Source organism: Paenibacillus wynnii, from assembly GCF_000757885.1.
Lineage (GTDB): Bacteria > Bacillota > Bacilli > Paenibacillales > Paenibacillaceae > Paenibacillus_AQ > Paenibacillus_AQ wynnii.
The window spans coordinates 2,018,300-2,032,789 of sequence record NZ_JQCR01000002.1; the positions used below are offsets into that span (position 1 = coordinate 2,018,300).

Consider the following 14,490-nt stretch of genomic DNA (forward strand, 5'->3'; position numbering starts at 1 on the left):
CCCTTGAACCCCCATAAAATTAAGCCTATTCACATGTGTATAGATTGTGCATAGGCTCTTTACATCCTTAGGAAGGATTTTTAATTTTTTCGGCAAGATTATTGACCACTTTGTACAGCTCCTGATCAACCTTTAATGCCTGCGTGATTTTGTCATGGGCGTGAATGACCGTTGTATGGTCGCGTCCCCCGAAGGCTTCCCCGATCTTAGGTAAGGAATAGTCGGTTAATTCCCTGGATAGGTACATCGCGATCTGACGCGGAAAAGCAACGGCTTTGGTACGTTTGCGTGCTTTGAAATCTTCCATGCGAAGGTTGTAATATTCGCCGACTTTGGCTTGAATATCCCCGATCGTGATCATCTTAGGACGACTGGAAGGAATAATATCCTTCAGCGCTTCTGAAGCCAAATGAGTGGTAACATCCTGATTTGTTAGGGATGAGTAGGCTACAACCCTTATGAGCGCACCTTCAAGCTCCCGAATGTTGGAATCAATCTGACTGGCAATGTACATCATTGCCTCATTAGGGATATCCAGGTTCTCCGCTTTGGCTTTTTTACGCAAAATTGCAATTCGTGTCTCCAAATCTGGCGGTTGAATATCGGTTATAAGCCCCCATTCAAACCGGGAACGCAGCCGTTCTTCCAATGTTGGTATTTCCTTAGGCGGGCGGTCACTGGAGATAATAATTTGCTTTCGTTCTTCGTGCAGTGCATTGAACGTGTGAAAAAATTCCTCCTGTGTCGACTCTTTGCCGGCCAGAAATTGAATATCGTCAATAAGCAAGATATCAACGTTGCGATATTTGTTGCGAAAGCTTTCACCGCGGTTATCACGGATGGAGTTAATAAATTCGTTAGTGAATTTCTCAGAAGAGATATAAATCACCTTATTACTAGGGTTATGCTCCAAAACGTAATGGCCGATGGCATGCATTAAATGGGTTTTGCCCAGACCAACGCCTCCGTATAAAAATAAGGGATTATAGGCTTTGGCCGGCGCTTCAGCTACAGCAAGGGATGCCGCATGCGCAAAACGGTTGCCGGAACCAATCACGAACGTATCAAACGTATATTTTGGATTGAGCAAATGAGTCTGTGCTTCTTCACGCGATACAGGAGGCTGCGGGGCGGATAGTTGCACTACAGGCTCGGAGGGCTTGCTTTCTTCAATAACAAATTTGACGTCAACCTGTTTCCCGGTGACTTCGAAAACCGTAGCACCTACCAGCTTGGTGTAACGGCTCTCAAGCCATTCCACAGCAAACGTTGTAGGGGCCGAAATTATGAGAACCTGTGAGCCGAAAGTCATGGCTTTCGTAGCTTTAAACCAGGTATCAAAGCTCGGTTTGCTTAATTTGGTTTGAATAATTGATAAAATTTGTTGCCATAATTCGGAAGTATGGCTGTCCACAGACTGTCACTCCTTTAAATCTTCCAAATGTGGCATCAGCCATGAAGTGGAAATGTCGAAGAAAATAAATTGATGGTGAACTTTATCCCCAGTACGCAATATGCGGAGACAAAAAAACATGGATAAATTTGAATTGTTCACAACGTTATCCACAGCTTGTTGATAATATAGCGAACAAACAAATCTATTCACATTCAAAAGTAATACCATCATAGCAAAACAACCCCTGTTTTTCAATGACTGAGGACATTTTATCCACAAATTCAATCACTTGTGTATAAATATTAGGAACAACACTACATATTGTTGATAATATGTTTATGGTTCGACAGCATACGTCAAGTTATCGATTTTTTTATACACAGGTTGTGCCCATGTGCGGATAGTCGACTTTATTTTTTAGTAACAGGTGGATAACTGTTTAACCCTGTGGATTAGTTTTTTATTTCAAAAGGCTGTGGATAATTGCTTCTCTATATAGAAGGAGCGTCTCCGTCTGTATGGTTGACTTTTCTCGATAAAATATGTTTTAATATATAAAGGTGTTTTCTGTGGTGATTTGTCTCCAAATGAAATGATGATACTGTAGATACTGTCCCTACTAAAGGATGGCATAGCCCGTTTTTGCTTATAAGACAGTAAAGTAATTTAGTTCCTGTAAGGGAGGTGCAATACATGAGACCGACGTTCAGACCGAATGTTAGCAAACGCAAAAAGGTGCATGGTTTTCGCAAAAGAATGAGCACGAAAAACGGCCGCAAAGTGCTGGCAGCCCGCCGCTTGAAAGGCAGAAAATCTTTGAGTGCGTAAGTTAGGCCACTAATGGACCACTACGGTGGTCTTTTTTACTGTATAAGGTTGAAAATTCCCCGCAGAGTTTGGTTTACGCTTCCAGCGTTTGCGCCACTTTGTGGGGATATTTCATTTAAGAATAGAAATTTTAGGATTTCTCATTAAAAAAGAGGTAGGAAGATGATCCACCGTCTGAGGCGTTTATCCCTAACCTTGAATGACTATACTAATTAGAAGGAAAAATTCCGGAGGGCTATAATTCGGTCTTTTAATAAGGAGATTCTCGTGCAGAAAAGCTTGCGTTTGCGAAACCGCGCCGACTTTAGCCGCGTATACCGCCATGGGAAGTCTTTTGCGAATCATCAATTTGTGGTTTATTGGTTCAGCAAAAAAGAGGTGGAGCGATTCCGGCTGGGTGTTTCGGTAAGTAAAAAGGTTGGAAATGCTGTTGTCCGCAACCGGATGAGGAGATTGGTGAAGGAAATTGTCCGTCATCATGAAACTGAAATCGCTGATGGGCTGGATATGGTTTTTATAGTAAGGAAAGGCGCTCTCACTATGGAATATAAAGAGCTCGAAAAAAGTGCTCTTCATGTGTTGCGCAAAGCCAAGCTGTTAAAGGCTTCACGTAAATAAGTAGTGCTTAATAGGCTTGTTTATTTGTAGGAATTATTATGGTATGATTTACGGTGCAAAGGAATGTTTATGAGAGGGGTTTTAAAGTGTCTGTAATGAAGACTAGACGGGGAAAATGGATCCTCGTCATTGCTGTGTTGATGTTGTCGTTGCTTGTTTTATCAGGATGCTCGTCAGCGACTACTGTGACGCACACAACGGAGGATTTGAAGACAGGGAGTTTCTGGCAGAGTAATGTAGTTTATTATTTTGCGGTGTCTCTTGATACGTTCGCTAAGTGGTTTAATGGGCAATATGGATTAGCCGTACTCGTGATGGTTATGATTGTCCGCACGTTGATTTTGCCGCTTACTATGAAACAAGTAAAAAGCTCGCGTGCGATGCAAGCCATTCAGCCGGAACTCCAGAAGATCCAGAAAAAATATAAAGACACACCTGAGAAGGTACAGCAAGAAACCATGAGATTGTTCCAGGAGAACAAAGTTAATCCTATGGCTGGTTGTCTTCCTTTAATTGTTCAGATGCCGATTTTTATCGCTCTCTACAACTCTATTTATTACAACCCAAGCTTGCGGGAACATGACTTCCTGTGGCTGCAGCTTGGTGAACCGGATAAGTTGTTTATACTGCCGGTACTTGCTGCTCTGACAACATTTATTCAAACTAAAATGATGACAAAAATGAACCCGATGCAACAACAGGGTCCGATGCAGTTCATGATGATGATATACCCGGTACTGATTTTCGTTATGTCTTACAATTTCCCAGCAGCGTTACCTTTGTACTGGGTATACAGTAATATCTACACCATTGTTCAGAACTATTTCTTATACCGCAATAACGACAAGATTCAATTGGCTGTTGCAGGAGTTGGAACCGTCCAAGACGGTCCAAATCTAGTGAAGAGCAAGAATAATTCCAACAAAGGTACTGCAGGCGCTGCTAAGAATAGCAGTGGCAAAGGACCCAAGGAGGCCAAAAAGTCAAAATGAGCAAAGCCGTCGCGACAGGGAAAACCATTGAAGAAGCTGTAGAACGTGGACTTACTGAACTTAAAGTGAACAGGGACCGGGTAACGGTCAACGTACTAGAGCAACCGTCAAGAGGATTCCTGGGATTGATCGGTGTAAAAGCAGCTAAGGTGGAACTTACCTTACTGCCTAATACACCGCTCTCAGCGGCGAGTTCTCCGTCACTGCCTCAGCAGTCAACCAGAGAGAGCAAACAAGAGGTCGTGGGCGGTGTGCCGCGGCAAGATTCCGGACATCCGGCAGAGGAAGCTTATCAAGAAGCAATCAATTTCATAGTTGATGTTGCGAAGAGCATGGGACTTACCGTAGAAGTAGAAATCGTCCATACTAAGGAATCAACTACTCTGCAAATATCAGGCCCCGATTTGGGATTGCTGATTGGCAGAAGAGGACAAACTCTCGATGCTTTGCAATACTTGGCTAATATTGTAGCCAATAGATATTCGGACAGCTTCATTCGGTTAGTACTGGATGCAGAAAATTTCCGGGAACGTCGTAAGAAAACGTTGGAAGAACTGGCTGATCGGCTGGCCGGTCGCGTAGTCCGGACACGTAAAGAGGTTGTACTTGAACCTATGTCACCACAAGAGCGCAAGATTATTCATTCCAGACTGCAGGATCACCGGCAAGTGAATACCCTGAGTAAGGGTGAAGACCCAAATCGTCGCGTCGTAATAACTTTGAAGTAAGACTATAATGCTGCAATGACTCCTTGACCACTGTAAGGGGTCATTGTTTTTTTAGAAATATCAGAAAGTATAAGTTTTCAGTATACTTTGCTTATATTTCTACGAGAAACGGATACCTGAAAGCGATACGGAGTATCGCTGCTTCGGAAGCATAAGCTCCCATTTAGGACGGCAAAGCCGTTTCTTCTTGAATATGAGAAAGATTTAACACGTTAAGTTATAGATAGATATAGGGGTGAATGACATTATGCTTAGTGACACTATTGCTGCTGTATCCACAGCGTTGGGCGAGGGAGGAATAGCCATCATCCGAATAAGCGGACCCGAGGCTATTGCTCAGGTAGCACCTTTGTTCCGCAGCAGGATTTCATTGAATGATGTGGAATCTCATACCGTTCATTACGGGCATATCGTTAGCCCCGATGATGGAGAAAATATAGAAGAAGTATTAGTAACTGTAATGAAAGCTCCGCGGTCTTTTACCACAGAAGATGTTGTAGAAATTAGTGCTCATGGTGGGGTTATATCCGTAAGGAGAGTCATGGATCTGCTGCTTCAGCAGGATATTAGACTTGCCGAACCAGGAGAGTTTACCAAGCGGGCATTTTTAAATGGACGTATCGATTTGTCACAAGCGGAAGCTGTAATTGATCTGATTCGCTCTAAGTCGGATCGGGCCTTTTCCATTGCGTTGAAGCAGGTAAGCGGCTCTTTGTCACAACGTATCCATGCTTTAAGACATAGTCTGATTGAGACCTTGGCTCATATTGAAGTAAATATTGATTATCCGGAGCATGATGTGGAATCAGTTACTTCTGAGTTCATCAAAACGAAAAGCCGTGAAGGTATGGATGGCATTAATAAACTGCTTAAGACAGCAAATGAAGGTAAAATTCTTCGTGAGGGTATCACGACAGCTATTATTGGCCGACCCAATGTAGGTAAATCCTCATTGCTAAATGCTCTTGCCCGTGATAATAAAGCGATCGTGACCGATATTCCAGGAACGACCCGAGATGTTATTGAAGAATACGTTACCATTAATAATATACCGCTTAAGCTACTTGATACTGCCGGGATACGCGAAACAATGGACGTAGTTGAAAAGATAGGTGTTGAACGTTCAAGAGCTGCTTTTAGTGAGGCGGACTTAATTTTGCTAGTGCTAAATGCTAATGAACCACTTCATGAGGATGAATTGGCTTTAATGGAACAAATCAGCGGTAGACAAGTCTTAGTCATCATGAATAAAATGGACTTACCGTCCAGACTGGATCAGGATGTTCTGCATCGATATTTTGAAGCTGCAAATATTGTGCCTATGTCTGTTATTGAAGAGGAAGGTCTCGACAAACTGGAAGACGCCATTTCGGCACTCTTTTTCGGCGGAAAGCTGGAATCGGGTGACTTGACATATGTTAGTAACGTAAGACACATTGCATTGCTTAAAAAAGCGCACCAATCTCTACAGGATGCTTATGAAGCAGCCGAAATGCTTGTCCCTATTGATATGATTCAGATCGATGTAAGACTGGCTTGGGAACAGTTAGGTGAGATTGTAGGGGATACGGCTGCGGATTCACTGCTTGATCAGATTTTCTCGCAATTTTGTTTAGGTAAATAATATAAATTAGAAGCTTTGCTTCATAAAACCACTTTTAGGAGGAGACAGGACATGAGTTATGATGGAGGCAACTATGACGTAATCGTCATTGGCGCCGGTCATGCCGGCTGTGAAGCAGCATTGGCAGCGGCTCGGATGGGCTGCAGTACGCTGATGATTACTATTAACCTGGATATGGTTGCATTTATGCCCTGCAATCCATCCATAGGCGGACCTGCGAAAGGTCATGTAGTACGCGAGATTGACGCGCTCGGTGGAGAAATGGGTCGCAATATTGATAAGACCTTCATTCAACTTCGTATGCTGAATACAGGAAAAGGCCCAGCAGTTCATGCTCTGCGTGCTCAAGCCGATAAGTTTCTCTATCAGCATGCGATGAAAGAAACGATGGAAAAAACACCAAACCTGACTCTACGCCAAGGAATGGTTGAGACGCTGATTGTAGAAGATGGACGTTGTGCCGGAGTTGTAACGAAAACCGGAACTTCCTATCATAGTAAAACGGTTATTCTAACCACCGGAACTTATCTACGGGGCAAGGTTATCATGGGTGAACTGACTTACGAGAGCGGACCAAACAACCAACAGCCTTCCGTTCGATTGGCAGAAAATTTGCGCGAATTAGGTTTTGATCTGGTTCGATTTAAGACCGGTACGCCACCTCGTGTGCATAGAGACACCATTGATTTTAGTAAAACTGAAATTCAACCGGGAGACGATAAGCCTAAATTTTTCTCATTTGAGACAAAGTCTTCCCAGAATGAACAGCTCCCATGCTGGTTAACCTATACCTCTGAAGTCACGCACCAGATCATTAATGATAACCTGCACCGAGCACCTATGTTCACAGGTATTATTGAAGGAACCGGTCCGCGTTACTGTCCTTCTATTGAAGATAAAGTAGTGCGTTTTAGTGATAAATCCAAGCATCAGATCTTTCTCGAGCCAGAAGGAAAAAACACATCGGAATACTATGTACAAGGGTTGTCTACCAGTCTTCCTGAAGATGTGCAGCTAGCCATTCTTCGTTCTATTCCGGGTATGGAGAAGGTAGAAATGATGCGCAATGGTTACGCTATTGAGTATGATGCTATGGTTCCAACTCAGCTCTGGCCTTCACTAGAAACCAAACGTCTCCCAGGGTTGTTTACAGCGGGACAAATTAATGGCACCTCCGGTTATGAGGAAGCAGCGGGACAAGGTGTCATGGCTGGTATTAATGCAGCTCGTAAAGTACAAGATAAAGAACCAATCGTTCTTGATCGTGCACAAGGATATATTGGTGTATTAATAGATGACCTTGTTACAAAAGGGACGAATGAACCTTACCGTCTACTCACGTCCCGTGCGGAGTATCGTCTATTGCTGCGTCATGACAATGCAGACTTACGTTTAACTCCTATTGGCTATGACATTGGTCTGATTCCTCAACAACGTTATGATACCTTTACCGAGAAAAAGGAACGGGTAGATCAAGAAGTGAAAAGACTACAAGAAACAAAAGTGAAGCCTATTGAGGTTAACTCTATATTAGAAGGAATGCAATCTGCATCTATTGTAGATGGAAGCAATCTGCTCACATTAATGCGTCGTCCAGAGTTAGACTATAGCTTCGTTGATGCAGTGGCACCTTCACCGGTTGAATTAGACGATGAAATGAAAGAACAGGTAGGCATTCAAATCAAGTATGCGGGTTACATTGAAAAGCAGCTGCAGCATGTTGAGCGTTTACAAAAGATGGAGAAGAAGAAAATACCGGATGATATCGATTATACGGATATACACGGACTGGCTATTGAAGCGAAACAAAAGCTCACCAAAATTCGTCCAATATCTATCGGTCAAGCATCGCGGATCTCTGGGGTAACACCTGCAGATGTATCCATTCTTCTCGTTTACTTGGAACACTATAATCGAGTTACGGCGGCGAAAGGATAAATAATGGATGCTACAGTAATGCAATTCACACAGCTTTTGCAAGACAAAGGAATTACCCTTACACCCTTACAGCTGGAGCAATTCGAGACCTATTATAAGGAGTTAGTATCCTGGAATGAAAAGATGAATCTTACGGGGATAACTGAGCGGGATCAAGTATATACGAAACATTTCTATGATTCTATCTCCTTAGCCTTTCATTTTAATATCAACGATATAAAGAGTTTGGCGGATATCGGCTCAGGCGCTGGCTTTCCGGGGATTCCTCTAAAGATATGTTTCCCGCATCTTAAGTTAACTATTGTTGATTCTTTGAGCAAAAGAATATCTTTCCTACAGCATGTAACTAACGAACTTAAGCTGGATGGAGTGCAATTGATACACGGTCGGGCTGAAGATGTGGCTCGTCAATCCGGACATCGCGATGCCTATGATTTGGTTACCGCCCGCGCTGTAGCCAGACTTTCACTGTTGAATGAGTTTTGTCTTCCATTTGTTCGCAAGGATGGATGGTTTGCAGCTATGAAAGGCAGTGATCCTTCAGAGGAATTGACAGAAGCAAAATATAGCCTTAAAGAATTACGTGGTCGATTAGAGAAGGTAGAGTCTTTTAGTCTGCCTGTCGAAGAGTCGGCTCGTCATATTATTTTGATTCAAAAAACGGGAATTACACCGGCAAAATATCCGCGTAAAGCCGGCTTACCGGCCAAAACACCTTTGATCTAAATGTTTCACGTGAAACAATTATTTGTATACAAAAAGATTGAAAGAGCACTTCTACCATGGTTCTTCATGGATGGGAGTGCTCTTTTTCAAATAATAGGGTTTGTGCTCAGGCAGGAAAAAATGGTCCTCATGGAGAATAGGATTATGAGTAGAAAAGTGATAGAATGATAGAGTAGGTCAAGAAATGCGTAGATCCGCTGCTCTTCTGAGATTTACATAGAGTAGCAGACTGTTCTGAAGCCGTACGATGTGCTTTTCCCGGGATGAAGGTCAAGAAGATCGTACTATAACGAAATTAGGTGGTTATGAACGGAATGAAAGATCAATTCACCAAACTTTTTGGATTCACTGAGCGGAGCAGCGGAGAAGAAATCAAACAGATCCCAGTTCATGAAATTATCAGCAGTCCATATCAGCCTCGGACCATTTTTGATGATGATAAGATAGATGAGCTATGCCAGACTATTAAAACGCATGGAATAATTCAGCCTATAGTTGTGCGCATGCGTGACTCGCAGTATGAGATTATTGCCGGGGAACGACGCTGGCGTGCGGTTAAAAAGCTGGGTATGGAGACGATTCCCGCTATTGTTCGTGAATTCAATAATTCTCAGGCTGCGTCTATTGCACTCATTGAGAATCTGCAGCGAGAGGGCTTGACCTCTATTGAAGAAGCCTACGCTTATCAGAAGCTGATAGATCTTCATAACCTTACTCAGGAAAGCTTGGCACAAAGACTTGGGAAAAGTCAGTCAACCATTGCAAACAAGATTCGTCTACTTCACCTGCCTGAACAAGTAAAGACAGCATTGATGGAACGTAAAATCACGGAGAGACATGCAAGATCGCTTTTATCTTTGGACAGTGAAGAAATGCAATTAAAGGTTTTGGCAGAAATCATCACAAAAGAACTGAATGTAAAACAAACAGAAGCTCGAATAGCATTTTACAAAGAAGTTACCAAAAACAAAAAATCAAAACGGATTTCCTTTACCAAGGATGTTCGTCTAGCTCTGAATACAATTCGTCAATCCATTGATATGGTCTCAGGCTCGGGTCTGGAAATTAAAACATCAGAGAACGACCGCGGCGATCATTACGAGATAGTCATTCAAATCCCAAAAAGATAAATGTTATCAAAGCTGAAGGCGGCCCTGAGGTGAACGGCCGCTTTTTTCATGGATTGGCTCCTGTTATACTTACCGTCAAAAAATATCAGCAGATATAACGACCTACAGAAGATTGTTCCTAACTATTCGAGGTGAATTAAGTGTCCAAGATTATTGCCATAGCAAATCAAAAAGGCGGTGTCGGTAAAACAACGACCTCTGTGAACCTAGGTGCCGGTATGGCTACCTTAGGGAAGAGAGTGCTTCTTGTTGATATCGATCCACAAGGTAACACGACCAGCGGGGTTGGCGTCAATAAAGCGGATGTAGCAAACTGCATATATGACATCTTAATTAATGAAGTGGAACCAGCAGAAACAATTTTAGAAACCATGATTGATGGATTGCATATTATTCCAGCTACCATACAACTAGCAGGTGCGGAAATTGAATTAGTATCCACTATATCTAGAGAATTACGTCTGAAAAAGGCGTTGAATGCGGTTAAAGGTAAGTATGATTACGTAATCATTGATTGTCCGCCTTCATTGGGGATATTAACCATCAACTCACTTACAGCAGCAGACTCCGTAATTATCCCAATACAATGTGAGTACTACGCGCTAGAAGGACTTAGCCAATTACTAAATACCGTTCGATTAGTCCAGAAAAATCTAAACCCTCATCTAATGATAGAAGGGGTATTATTAACCATGCTTGATGCCCGTACTAATCTAGGGATACAAGTAATAGAAGAGGTAAAAAAGTATTTCCAAGAAAAGGTATACCGGACGATTATCCCTCGCAATATCCGTCTAAGTGAGGCACCCTCCCATGGACAATCGATCATTACCTATGACCCCCGTTCCAAAGGAGCGGAAGTATATTTAGAGTTGGCGAAGGAAGTGATATCTTATGAGTAAACGTTTGGGAAAAGGACTTGATGCACTTATTCCATCCTTGTCCATTAACGAAGATGATAAGGTAGTGGAGATTCCACTTGGACAACTTCGAGCCAATCCATATCAGCCCCGTAAGGATTTTAATGAAGAGGCGATCCAAGAGTTAGCCGAATCTATCCGTCAGCATGGCGTAATACAGCCTATCATCGTAAGAAGTGTATTGAAAGGTTATGAAATCATAGCTGGGGAACGTAGATTCCGTGCTTCCCAATATTGTGGAAAAGCGACGATACCAGCAGTGGTAAGAAGTCTCAGTGACCAGCAGGTTATGGAAATTGCACTCATTGAGAATCTGCAGCGTGAGAATCTAAATGCAATGGAAATTGCAGTAGCCTATCAAGGTTTAATGGATCAGTTCTCACTAACACAAGAAGAACTATCACTTAAGGTGGGGAAATCGAGACCACATATCGCTAACTTTCTGCGGCTACTTACTTTACCCGAAGAGGTTAAAGATTATGTTTCACGTGGAACAATTTCGATGGGTCATGCCCGTGCAATTGTAGCTTTGAAAGATGTGGAATTAGTGAAGCAGCTTGCAGACCAATGTGTTGAACAGCAGTGGAGTGTGAGAGAGCTTGAAGAAACGGTTAAGAACCTTGATCGTAAACCTGCTAATGGAATAAAAGCCAAGATCGTAAAACGGGATCCTTACATTGATAATGTTGAAGAAACATTGCGGGAAAGATTCAAAACTACGGTTAAAATAAAACAGGGTAAAGAAAAAGGAAAAATTGAACTTAATTATTACAGTGCTCAAGACTTAGAGAGACTTTTGGAGTTATTGGGGAACTAATAAATGGATGAACTTAGAACATATCCTGAGATATCCTTATTGGATAACGAAGGGTATGTTTTTTAAACGGAAAGTTATGAAAAAGTATGCAGAGGGGGGATCGAGTTGACAGAACTCCTGTACTTGGATCATGCGGCTACTTCTTGGCCGAAACCGCCAGAGGTAGCGGAGGCCATGCTGAATGCGCTGAATGTATCCGGAGCAAATGCCGGAAGAGGAAACCACACCCTAGCGATGGGGGCGGGGAGAGTACTTGTCAGAGCGCGAAGTGTATTGGCTGAACTGTTTGCAGTCGCAAATGCACAGGATATTGCCTTCACACATAACACAACGGTAGCTTTAAATATGGCTATTAAAGGAAGTTTGGGCAGAGGAGACCATGTCATTTCTACAATGTCTGAACACAACTCTGTTCGTAGACCGCTTGAATACTTGCGTAGAACTATGGGGATCACCGTTGATTATTTACAAGTTGATGAAGAAGGGCGACTCGATTTACGGGAGCTGGAGCAAACCTTTAGACTCAACACAAAAATGGTTATTTGCAGTCACAGTTCAAATCTCCTTGGAAGTATTCTGCCTGTAGGAGATATAGGTGATATATCGAAATCTCACGGGGCAATATTTCTGGTGGATGCGGCTCAAAGTGCAGGGTCATTGGATATCAATGTGGGTACAATGAATATTGACCTTCTTGCTTTTCCTGGACATAAAGGGCTGCTTGGCCCGCAAGGGACGGGGGGGCTCTATATTTCTCCACGGATAGACCTGGAACCATTAGTGCACGGGGGAACAGGGAGTCAGTCGGAGAATAGTGAACAACCAACCGTACGCCCGGATAGATATGAAGCAGGTACTCAAAATACAGTAGGGATTGCCGGGCTTTTGGCAGGTGTGCAAAAAGTGAAGGCAATAGGATTAGACCATATTCATGAACGGGAATGGGAGTTGACGCAAATATTGATGGAGGGACTGGCAGGTATTTCAGGGATAAGATTACTTGGCCCGGCACTTGGAAGTCCCCGAACCGGTATTGTTTCATTTGTAATTGAAGGGCAGGAGTCTTCACAAATTGCTCATCGATTGGATAGAGAATATCAAATAGCGGTTCGTGCAGGACTGCATTGCACACCTTTAGCGCATAAGGCTGTCAACACACTAGAAAGTGGTGCTGTAAGAGCCAGCGTAGGTGTAAGTTCAACCAAGGATGATATTAGTAGAATGCTGGCCGCTATGGATGATTTATATGGTAAAGGTAGTAACAGATAATATAGAAGGATGGTCAACCCATGTCTGAAATGAATCAATTCATAAATGAGCAATTGTCGTGGTTTGTTATAGGTTTTTTCGTTTTTATTACTTTGCTGCTAATCATAGTGCTGCTGCAAGGAAGTAAGCTCCGTAAAGTGAAGCGCAGATATGAGGCTATGATGACTGAGAGCGGAGTAGAGGATCTAGAAGGCCTGCTTGTACAACTGAGAAATCAAGGTGATATGCTGGAAGAAGAACAACGCAAACATAAAGACATGCTGCAATCTGCACAGGAAAAAATCCGTGGAATGAAATCAAATGTCGCCATGAAGCGTTACAATGCATTTGGAGAACGTGGAAATGACCTCAGCTTTTCAATGGCAATCATTGACGATAACCGTAACGGAGTAGTGCTTACAAGTTTGCATAACCGAGAGAATTCATATATATATTCCAAACCCCTGTTAGCGGGTGAATCACAGTATTCTCTTTCTCCTGAAGAAAAAGAGGTTATAGCTCTCGCGCTGCAGCGGGTTTAGAGGAATGGTGATGCCATTGCTTCAATGCCGAATAGAGGCTGGAAGCAATGATATCTGACAAACGCATGACTAGGCTTAATCTGGTGTTCTGAAGTACAAAGTATTCCATAAAGCCGCCGACATTGACGATTCCCGTTAAGTGGATATTGCCGACCGGCGGCAATTGTTTGTTTACACCTGCACCGGGTTTCAGAGGTCCTTCAACTACCTGAATACACCCTACGCTCGTAGAATGTCCAAGGCAAGCATCGATACCTATTATGAAAGGGTTAGTATATCTCTGATTAATTAGGGCTAATGTCTCTTCAAGATTAACAGCATGGACAGGCTCTTCCAGTGTTCCATACAAATGAAATAACGGACTATGGAAACGAGACAAAGCCGTCCCAACCAAAGGACCGAGAGAGTCACCTGTAGAACGGTCTGTACCGATGCAAACAATAACAATTTGAGTCCCTGGACGATTACGTGAAAAATGGAAAAGTAATCTGTGTATGATCGCTGAATAGATTTCGGGATCAGCATGTGATATTTTTAAACCAGAAGGTTCTTGCAAAGGTGAGGTGTTTGGAGAATAAGTCATGTCATCTTCCTTTCCAGGCTAATTCTATTTCGTTGATATATGTTTCCTTCTCATATCTAGTATATGGATGAAAGAGCCATTTTATACTTAGGTTGACTAGAGATAGGACAAGAAACCTATGGGGGGCGTTGTATTGGATAATGAGATGTTAATTGCTTTTGACTCTACCCAGCAGGCGCTTCGCGCCGAAATGCTGCTTGAATATGCAGAGATCGAGATAGATATTTTTCCGACACCCAAAGAGATCACGGCTGGATGTGCGATGTCGATTCAATTTTTCCAGTCAGGACTTGAAGAAGTGAAAAAAATAGTGGTAGAGCAGGATATTGAAATCCGTGGGATCTTCAGTAAAAATGCTATGGAGGGATACACGTTGGTTTGGGAATAAGGAGGAGAGAAG

The 14,490-nt window shown here is 42.7% G+C and carries 15 protein-coding genes; 13 read left to right on the top strand and 2 right to left on the bottom strand.

The genetic code is table 11. From position 1 onward, the window contains the following. Positions 1–67: 67 nt before the first annotated feature. Positions 68–1,414, bottom strand: coding sequence for a chromosomal replication initiator protein DnaA (dnaA, locus tag PWYN_RS11615; RefSeq protein WP_036651707.1), 1,347 nt, complete (start codon positions 1,412–1,414; stop codon positions 68–70). Positions 1,415–2,089: 675 nt separating this feature from the next. On the opposite strand from dnaA, the gene rpmH reads away from it, so the two are divergent. The 12 genes from rpmH (at position 2,090) to PWYN_RS11675 (ending at position 13,507) form a co-directional block, all read left to right on the top strand. Further along, positions 2,090–2,224: a 50S ribosomal protein L34 gene (gene rpmH / locus PWYN_RS11620; protein ID WP_036651710.1), complete on the top strand. Its 135-nt coding sequence runs from the start codon at positions 2,090–2,092 to the stop codon at positions 2,222–2,224. Positions 2,225–2,491: 267 nt separating this feature from the next. Further along, entirely contained in the window at positions 2,492–2,842 is a 351-nt protein-coding gene (gene rnpA, locus PWYN_RS11625) for a ribonuclease P protein component (protein WP_036651713.1), read from the top strand. Between the two features lie 86 nt (positions 2,843–2,928). Further along, the gene (locus PWYN_RS11630; protein WP_036651716.1) at positions 2,929–3,834 is read left to right on the top strand and encodes a YidC/Oxa1 family membrane protein insertase; all 906 of its coding nucleotides are present in this window, start codon (positions 2,929–2,931) and stop codon (positions 3,832–3,834) included. Beyond that, complete coding sequence (gene jag, locus PWYN_RS11635; protein WP_036651719.1) at positions 3,831–4,562, top strand: RNA-binding cell elongation regulator Jag/EloR; 732 nt, start codon at positions 3,831–3,833, stop codon at positions 4,560–4,562. Before PWYN_RS11630 ends, jag begins: the two co-directional genes overlap by 4 nt. Before the next feature lie 247 nt (positions 4,563–4,809). Beyond that, entirely contained in the window at positions 4,810–6,186 is a 1,377-nt protein-coding gene (gene mnmE, locus PWYN_RS11640; RefSeq protein ID WP_036651722.1) for a tRNA uridine-5-carboxymethylaminomethyl(34) synthesis GTPase MnmE, read from the top strand. A 51-nt stretch (positions 6,187–6,237) separates the two neighbouring features. Continuing rightward, positions 6,238–8,124, top strand: a complete 1,887-nt coding sequence (mnmG, locus tag PWYN_RS11645; protein WP_036651725.1) for a tRNA uridine-5-carboxymethylaminomethyl(34) synthesis enzyme MnmG — start codon at positions 6,238–6,240, stop codon at positions 8,122–8,124. A gap of 3 nt (positions 8,125–8,127) precedes the next feature. Then, the gene (gene rsmG, locus PWYN_RS11650) at positions 8,128–8,850 is read left to right on the top strand and encodes a 16S rRNA (guanine(527)-N(7))-methyltransferase RsmG (protein WP_036651729.1); all 723 of its coding nucleotides are present in this window, start codon (positions 8,128–8,130) and stop codon (positions 8,848–8,850) included. Positions 8,851–9,164: 314 nt separating this feature from the next. Continuing rightward, positions 9,165–9,980: a nucleoid occlusion protein gene (gene noc, locus PWYN_RS11655; RefSeq protein WP_036651731.1), complete on the top strand. Its 816-nt coding sequence runs from the start codon at positions 9,165–9,167 to the stop codon at positions 9,978–9,980. Positions 9,981–10,120: 140 nt separating this feature from the next. Next, the gene (locus PWYN_RS11660; RefSeq protein ID WP_036651735.1) at positions 10,121–10,882 is read left to right on the top strand and encodes a ParA family protein; all 762 of its coding nucleotides are present in this window, start codon (positions 10,121–10,123) and stop codon (positions 10,880–10,882) included. Beyond that, complete coding sequence (locus tag PWYN_RS11665; RefSeq protein ID WP_036651738.1) at positions 10,875–11,717, top strand: ParB/RepB/Spo0J family partition protein; 843 nt, start codon at positions 10,875–10,877, stop codon at positions 11,715–11,717. The genes PWYN_RS11660 and PWYN_RS11665 overlap by 8 nt, the downstream gene beginning before the upstream one ends. Before the next feature lie 105 nt (positions 11,718–11,822). Beyond that, positions 11,823–12,986: an aminotransferase class V-fold PLP-dependent enzyme gene (locus PWYN_RS11670; RefSeq protein ID WP_036651742.1), complete on the top strand. Its 1,164-nt coding sequence runs from the start codon at positions 11,823–11,825 to the stop codon at positions 12,984–12,986. A 20-nt stretch (positions 12,987–13,006) separates the two neighbouring features. Then, a complete protein-coding gene (locus PWYN_RS11675; RefSeq protein WP_036651746.1) occupies positions 13,007–13,507 on the top strand; it encodes a DUF4446 family protein in 501 nt (166 codons plus the stop codon). On the opposite strand, the gene yyaC is transcribed toward PWYN_RS11675, so the two are convergent. After that, positions 13,479–14,090 carry a spore protease YyaC gene (gene yyaC, locus PWYN_RS11680; RefSeq protein WP_036651751.1) on the bottom strand — a complete coding sequence of 204 codons (612 nt, stop codon included), beginning with the start codon at positions 14,088–14,090 and terminating at the stop codon, positions 13,479–13,481. The two genes, PWYN_RS11675 and yyaC, sit on opposite strands and share 29 nt — an antisense overlap. A 133-nt stretch (positions 14,091–14,223) precedes the next feature. Between yyaC and PWYN_RS11685 the strand changes: the two genes are divergently transcribed. Next, positions 14,224–14,478: a putative Se/S carrier protein gene (locus PWYN_RS11685; protein WP_036651755.1), complete on the top strand. Its 255-nt coding sequence runs from the start codon at positions 14,224–14,226 to the stop codon at positions 14,476–14,478. Positions 14,479–14,490: the final 12 nt, after the last annotated feature.

Bases quoted from the DNA above. Each gene is read 5' to 3' on its own strand.
- rpmH (WP_036651710.1), top strand. From the start codon at position 2,090: ATGAGACCGACGTTCAGACCGAATGTTAGCAAACGCAAAAAGGTGCAT.
- jag (WP_036651719.1), top strand. From the start codon at position 3,831: ATGAGCAAAGCCGTCGCGACAGGGAAAACCATTGAAGAAGCTGTAGAA.
- mnmE (WP_036651722.1), top strand. From the start codon at position 4,810: ATGCTTAGTGACACTATTGCTGCTGTATCCACAGCGTTGGGCGAGGGA.
- mnmG (WP_036651725.1), top strand. From the start codon at position 6,238: ATGAGTTATGATGGAGGCAACTATGACGTAATCGTCATTGGCGCCGGT.
- rsmG (WP_036651729.1), top strand. From the start codon at position 8,128: ATGGATGCTACAGTAATGCAATTCACACAGCTTTTGCAAGACAAAGGA.
- noc (WP_036651731.1), top strand. From the start codon at position 9,165: ATGAAAGATCAATTCACCAAACTTTTTGGATTCACTGAGCGGAGCAGC.
- PWYN_RS11665 (WP_036651738.1), top strand. From the start codon at position 10,875: ATGAGTAAACGTTTGGGAAAAGGACTTGATGCACTTATTCCATCCTTG.
- PWYN_RS11675 (WP_036651746.1), top strand. From the start codon at position 13,007: ATGTCTGAAATGAATCAATTCATAAATGAGCAATTGTCGTGGTTTGTT.
- yyaC (WP_036651751.1), bottom strand. From the start codon at position 14,090: ATGACTTATTCTCCAAACACCTCACCTTTGCAAGAACCTTCTGGTTTA.